Source organism: Sedimenticola selenatireducens DSM 17993, assembly GCF_000428045.1.
Lineage (GTDB): Bacteria > Pseudomonadota > Gammaproteobacteria > Chromatiales > Chromatiaceae > Sedimenticola > Sedimenticola selenatireducens.
The window spans coordinates 1-5,605 of record NZ_ATZE01000039.1 but is presented as its reverse complement, the minus strand read 5'-3'; the positions used below and the strand labels follow the sequence as shown (position 1 = coordinate 5,605).

Sequence of the window (5,605 nt, the reverse complement as noted above, 5' to 3'; positions counted from 1 at the left end):
GCCCCCAATAATGAGCCCCGGCACAAGCTTCCATGGCAACGTGACAGGGTGGTTGTTTGGCCAGAAATCTCAGCAACTGCCGACGCCGCAGATTCCGGTGCCACAGCTCCTGGCCACTGGGCTTGAAGGCCACCAGCGCAAACAAATTCTTTGCTAGATCGATCCCGATGGTCGTAAGCTTATTCATGGTCTCCTCCTCAACTCATTTAGATAAAAGGGATGCTTTTATCTTGGCGCATTGCGACGCCGATTGGAGTGGGGAGGAGACCATCTCATCACCCTATGTTCGGAACCTCAGTCAACGCCATGGGGCGGCCGCTCGGGAATCCGGTTGGGTTTGGCTCCCGCCAGGGTTACAATGCGGCCTGATAAAAAATTCGGAGCAACACACCATGTTCTGCTGGTCTCGTTATCTTCTCTGGCTTGTTATCCTGGTCCTGGGGACGGGCAGCATGCTCACCGCCTGTGGACAATCAGGTCCGCTCTATCTCCCCGACCCGGCCTCCCAGCAGCAGGAAGAGGCCAAGGATAACTAGTCTCTGTCATGCAATATGCGTTCACCAAAATGCATGGGCTGGGTAACGATTTTGTCGTTTTCGACGCCTTCACCCAGCCGCTGCGGCTGACCCCTGAACAGTTTCGCCTGATTGGTGATCGCCACTTCGGCATCGGCTGCGATCAGATTCTCCTGGTGGAGCCACCCACCCTCCCGGATACCGACTTCAATTACCGCATTTTCAACGCCGACGGCGATGAGGTGGAGCAGTGTGGCAACGGTGCCCGCTGCTTTGCCCGCTATGTGCGCGACAAGGGCTTGACAGAAAAACAGGAGATCACTGTTGGCACCAGGGCCGGCGTTATCAAACTCTTCGTAGAGGCTGATGGCATGGTCCGGGTCAACATGGGGGTCCCTCTCCTGGAACCGGGCCGCATACCCTTTGTGGCCGACCGGCAGGCCGCCGACTACCCGGTCGAGGTGCTGGGTGAAACGATCACCCTGGGGGCAGTTTCCATGGGCAATCCCCATGCAGTGATCGTGGTGGATGATCTGGAAAATGCCCCGCTGGAGCGTATCGGCACCGCCCTGCAGCAGCATCCCCGCTTTCCCCAGCGAGTCAACGTGGGCTTCATGCAGATCCTGTCTGCGGATGCGATTGCCCTGCGTGTTTTCGAGCGCGGCGTGGGCGAGACCCTGGCTTGCGGCACCGGTGCCTGCGCGGCGGTGGTATCGGGGCGGCTGCGCGGACTGCTTAACAAAAGTGTCAAGGTCAGCTTGCCCGGCGGGGCGCTTATGATAGAGTGGGCGGACGAGCAGGCGCCTGTCCTGATGCATGGTCCGGCCGCTTCGGTTTTTGAAGGAAACATCGATCTATGAGTTCACAACCCGAGCCAACCCCGGATTATCCACAAATGGAACAGAACCTGATCGCATTTCTGAATGACCATCCCGATTTTTTTGACCGCAATCCCGACCTGCTGACCAAACTGGAGCTGCCACACAGCAACGGCAGCGCGGTCTCCCTGATTGAACGCCAGGTCGCCGCACTGCGCGAACAGGCCGAGCAGAGTCGGCGCAAGCTGGAGGAGTTTGTCGCCATCGCCCGGGAGAATGAGCTGCTGAACGAGCGGCTGCACCACCTCACGGTGAAACTGATCGAGTGCTGCGATTTCGAAGAGGTGATCAACACCCTGCAGGACCTGCTGCATGATGACTTTCGCGCCGAGGCGGTGGAACTGCATCTCTACAGTGCCAGTGAGGTGGAGCAGTCGACCAACCCTGACCTGGACGGCTTCAGGGATTTTCTCGACAGCAACCGGCCACGCTGTGGCAGGCTGCCCAACGGACAGTTGAAATACCTGTTCGGCCCCCAGGCCGAGGATATCGCCTCCACCGCCCTGATCCCGATCAAGGGTGAGGGACTGCTGGGCGTACTGGCCATCGGCAGCCACAGTGAGCACCGCTTCCATCCCGGCATGGGAACCGACTACCTGATCCGACTCGGCGAGATCGTCAGCAAGACCCTCGAGGTGGTGTCGGAACCGGGCAGCTGATGCCACGCCCGGACCCGCTGCAACACGGGCTGCAGGCGTTCCTCTCCCATCTCCGTTTCGAGCGGCGCCTTGCCGCCCACACCCTGAGCAACTACCGGCGTGACCTTGACCGGCTCAGTGGCTGGTGCCGGGATCAGCAGCTGAACGACTGGGACCAGCTGACGCCCCACCAGGTGCGCGCCTTCGTGGCGAAACGCCATCGCAGCGGCATCTCCGGCAAGAGCCTGCAGCGTGAACTCTCCGCCTTGCGCAGCCTGTTTCGGTTCCTGATACGTGAGGGCATGGCCAAGAGCTGTCCCGCCACCGGGATTCGCGCACCGAAATCAGAACGGCACCTCCCTGACACCCTGGATGCCGATCAACTGGGCAGCCTGCTGGACGTGGCGAGCGACGATCCCCTGGAACTGCGGGACCTGGCCATCATGGAGCTGCTCTACTCCTCCGGCCTGCGGCTGGCCGAACTGGTTTCGGTCAATCTGCGGGATATCGATCCGCATGACGCCACCCTGGAGGTGACCGGCAAGGGAGCGAAGAGCCGGCGGGTGCCGGTGGGCGGCAAGGCGCTGGCGGCCATCGACGCCTGGAAACGGGTACGGAGCAGTCTGGCCAAGGCAGACGAAGCGGCCCTGTTCGTCAGCCAGCGGGGTACCCGACTGCAGCCCCGCGCCATCCAGCAGCGCCTGCGGCAGTGGGCGCTGAAACAGGGTTGCCGGCAGAACCTTCATCCGCACATGCTGCGCCACTCCTTTGCCAGCCATCTGCTGGAGTCCTCCAGCGACCTGCGGGCGGTGCAGGAACTGCTGGGACATGCCGACATCAGCACCACCCAGATCTACACCCATCTCGATTTCCAGCACCTGGCCCAGGTCTATGACAGCGCCCACCCACGGGCCCGCAGAAAAAAGCACGACCCCTGAGCCGCTTGCGCCCTCCGGTCACTCGTCGACCGGTAGCGGCTTGTCCAGACCCAGCCGGTAGAGATCCAGCCGGCGATCCTTGAGATTGGTCACCGAGCCTTCGGTACTCAACAGCTTGAGCTTTTCCAGATCCACATCGGCAAACAGGATCATCTCCGCATTCGGCGTCGCCTCGGCAATGGTCGCATCGTGGGGGAAATAGACATCGGACGGGGAAAACACCGCCGACTGGGCATACTGGATCGCCACATTATCCACCCGGGGCAGATTACCGACACTGCCGCCGATCGCCACGTAGCACTCATTTTCAATGGCCCGTGCCTGGGAACAGATACGCACCCGCAGATAGCCGTTCTTGGTGTCGGTCCAGAACGGCACAAAGATGATCTGCACCCCCTGGTCGGCCAGCAGGCGGGCCAGCTCGGGAAACTCGACGTCATAACAGGTGAGAATGCCGACCTTGCCCGCGTCGGTATCAAACACCGACACGTCGCCGCCGCCGTCGATCACCCAGTCACGCTTCTCATGGGGGGTGATGTGTATCTTGTGCTGGGCGTCCACCCTGCCGTCCCGGTGCAGCAGATAGGCCACATTGCAGAGCCGGTCACCCTCCATCAGCGGCATGCTGCCGGCGATGATATTGATGTTGTAGCTGACCGCCATCTGGGAGAAGCGGTTCTTGATCTGCTCGGTAAAACCGGCCAGAAAGCGGATCGCCTCCACCGAATTCTTATCCCGGGCCAGTCCCATCAACGGGGCGCTGAAAAACTCCGGAAACAGGGCGAAATCGGACTGGTAGTCGGACAGGGAGTCGACAAAAAACTCGGCCTGGCTCAGCAGGTCCTCGAGCGAAATCACCGCCCGCATCTGCCACTGCACAATACCGATACGCACAATCGCCTTCTCCGCCCCGTGCGTGAAATCCCCATCCTCCTCGAACAGAATATTGTTCCACTCCAGCAGGGTGGCGAAGCCCTTCGATTTGGTATCCTGGGGCAGATAACCATGCATCAGCCGTTTGACATCAAAGTCATTGGCCAGCTGGAAAGAGAGGATCGGATCGTGCAGCTCGCGGCGTTTCACCTTGTCGATATACTCGGCGACCGTATACTCCCCGGCGTAGTTTTTATAGCCGGGTATGCGACCACCCGCCAGGATCGCCTTCAGGTTCAGGGCGCGGCACAACTCCTTGCGCGCGTCATACAGGCGCCGACCGAGACGAAAATCACGATAATCGGGATGCACAAACACATCCAGGCCATACAGGGCATCACCCTTTTCATTGTGCCGCGCGATGTGCTGGTCGCTGACCAGATCCCGGTATTTGTGCACGAAGGAGTAGCGATGGTAGTCGACCTTGATGGTCAGGGCAGCGGCGACGATCTTCCCCTTGTCCTCGATGCAGATCTGGCCATCCGGAAAGGACTTGATCAGCGCCTGGATAGTCTCCTTCGGCCAGGCTCCGCCGATGTCCGCATAGACCAGGTCCATCAACTCGGCAACCTGGGAATAATCCTCCTGCGCAATAACGCGTAAAATCAGGTGGGTCTCATTATTTTCACGCATGTTTTTTCCATCCCGGTAGCAACCGCTTGAATCTATGCCTCCAGTATATGCCAGTTCATCTGTCTGGCGGCAGTCACACCCGTTACAATAGTGGCTCGCGGTCAACGGAAGATCACCCGCGACCAGCAACCAACACCCGGGAGTCCGGCTTGACCAATCTCTTCGCCGCCGCCAAACACTGCTTTCTGCTCGCCGATCCGGATGAGAAGCTGGACGCCTCGCTGGCCCTGGTCGCCGATTGGCGGGCGGGCAAGCTCTGCTGGGATGCCGATGACGAGCCCGAGCAGTTCATGCTGCCTGGCCGCCTGGAGCGGCCGCTACTGGTGCCGCCCCAGCAGGTCAGCAAGCGAGGCTTCGGCTCACTCACCCGGCGCGCCGCCCTGATTCACGCCCTGGCCCATATCGAGCTGACCGCGGTCAATCTGGCCTGGGACACCATCTACCGCTACCGCGGCCTGCCCCGCGAATATTACGAGGACTGGCTGCAGTGCGCCGGCGAGGAGAGTGAGCACTTCCTCGCGCTGCGCGGCCAGCTGCGCGCCATGGGGTTCGACTACGGCGATTTCAGCGCCCATGACGAGCTGTGGGGCAGCGCCGTGGAGACCGCCCATGACCTGATGGACCGCATGGGGATTGTGCACCGGGTGTTCGAAGCGCGGGCGCTGGATGTGATTCCCGGCACCCTGGAGAAGTTTCGTGAGCTGGGGGATTCGAAAACCGTGGCCATTCTCACCCGCATCGCCAATGACGAGATCGGCCACGTCAGCGCCGGCACCCGCTGGTTCCGCTACCGCTGCGAACAGCAGGGACTGGACCCGGACGATACCTTTTTCAAGCTATTGCAGCGCTATCTCGGCCATATTCCGCGTGGCCCGTTCAATCATGAAGCGCGCCGCCAGTGCGGCTTCAGTGACAATGAGCTGGCCCGGCTGGAGGCAGGGGGTGGGGTTTAGTGTATTTGTCGGATTACGCTACGCTAATCCGTATATGGTCTCCTCCCCATTTGCAAGGCTTTTTCTCGTTGATGGCAGGGACAAGGTTAGCTGCCGTATATCCGGCCTGTTGATGAG

The 5,605-nt window shown here is 60.7% G+C and carries 6 protein-coding genes and 1 pseudogene; 5 read left to right on the top strand and 2 right to left on the bottom strand.

The annotated features are described in order from the left end of the window. Positions 1-187 (bottom strand): annotated as a pseudogene (locus tag A3GO_RS0118640) (IS110 family transposase); the annotation flags it as partial. Positions 188-392: 205 nt separating this feature from the next. Between A3GO_RS0118640 and lptM the strand changes: the two are divergent. From lptM to xerC, 4 genes are read left to right on the top strand one after another with little or no spacing between them, the layout of a single operon-like run. Beyond that, positions 393-536, top strand: a complete 144-nt coding sequence (gene lptM / locus A3GO_RS25895) for an LPS translocon maturation chaperone LptM (protein WP_084610245.1) — start codon at positions 393-395, stop codon at positions 534-536. An 8-nt stretch (positions 537-544) separates the two neighbouring features. Beyond that, complete coding sequence (dapF, locus tag A3GO_RS0118630) at positions 545-1,375, top strand: diaminopimelate epimerase (RefSeq protein WP_029134689.1); 831 nt, start codon at positions 545-547, stop codon at positions 1,373-1,375. Beyond that, positions 1,372-2,052 (top strand): DUF484 family protein, encoded by a 681-nt coding sequence (locus A3GO_RS0118625; RefSeq protein WP_029134688.1) that lies wholly within the window; start codon positions 1,372-1,374, stop codon positions 2,050-2,052. The genes dapF and A3GO_RS0118625 overlap by 4 nt, the downstream gene beginning before the upstream one ends. Further along, a complete protein-coding gene (gene xerC / locus A3GO_RS0118620) occupies positions 2,052-2,969 on the top strand; it encodes a tyrosine recombinase XerC (protein WP_037376002.1) in 918 nt (305 codons plus the stop codon). The genes A3GO_RS0118625 and xerC overlap by 1 nt, the downstream gene beginning before the upstream one ends. Positions 2,970-2,987: 18 nt before the next feature. Here xerC and A3GO_RS24535 read toward each other — a convergent pair whose 3' ends face one another. Then, on the bottom strand, positions 2,988-4,535 hold the full coding sequence (locus tag A3GO_RS24535; protein WP_037376001.1) for a bifunctional GNAT family N-acetyltransferase/carbon-nitrogen hydrolase family protein: 1,548 nt from the start codon (positions 4,533-4,535) through the stop codon (positions 2,988-2,990). Between the two features lie 149 nt (positions 4,536-4,684). On the opposite strand from A3GO_RS24535, the gene A3GO_RS0118610 reads away from it, so the two are divergent. After that, positions 4,685-5,488, top strand: coding sequence for a ferritin-like domain-containing protein (locus tag A3GO_RS0118610; RefSeq protein WP_029134686.1), 804 nt, complete (start codon positions 4,685-4,687; stop codon positions 5,486-5,488). The last annotated feature ends 117 nt before the right edge of the window (positions 5,489-5,605 follow it).

What these genes read in the sequence shown, in the direction of transcription:
- A3GO_RS0118625 (WP_029134688.1), top strand. Translation starts at nt 1,372, where the DNA reads ATGAGTTCACAACCCGAGCCAACCCCGGATTATCCACAAATGGAACAG.
- lptM (WP_084610245.1), top strand. Translation starts at nt 393, where the DNA reads ATGTTCTGCTGGTCTCGTTATCTTCTCTGGCTTGTTATCCTGGTCCTG.
- dapF (WP_029134689.1), top strand. Translation starts at nt 545, where the DNA reads ATGCAATATGCGTTCACCAAAATGCATGGGCTGGGTAACGATTTTGTC.
- A3GO_RS24535 (WP_037376001.1), bottom strand. Translation starts at nt 4,535, where the DNA reads ATGCGTGAAAATAATGAGACCCACCTGATTTTACGCGTTATTGCGCAG.
- xerC (WP_037376002.1), top strand. Translation starts at nt 2,052, where the DNA reads ATGCCACGCCCGGACCCGCTGCAACACGGGCTGCAGGCGTTCCTCTCC.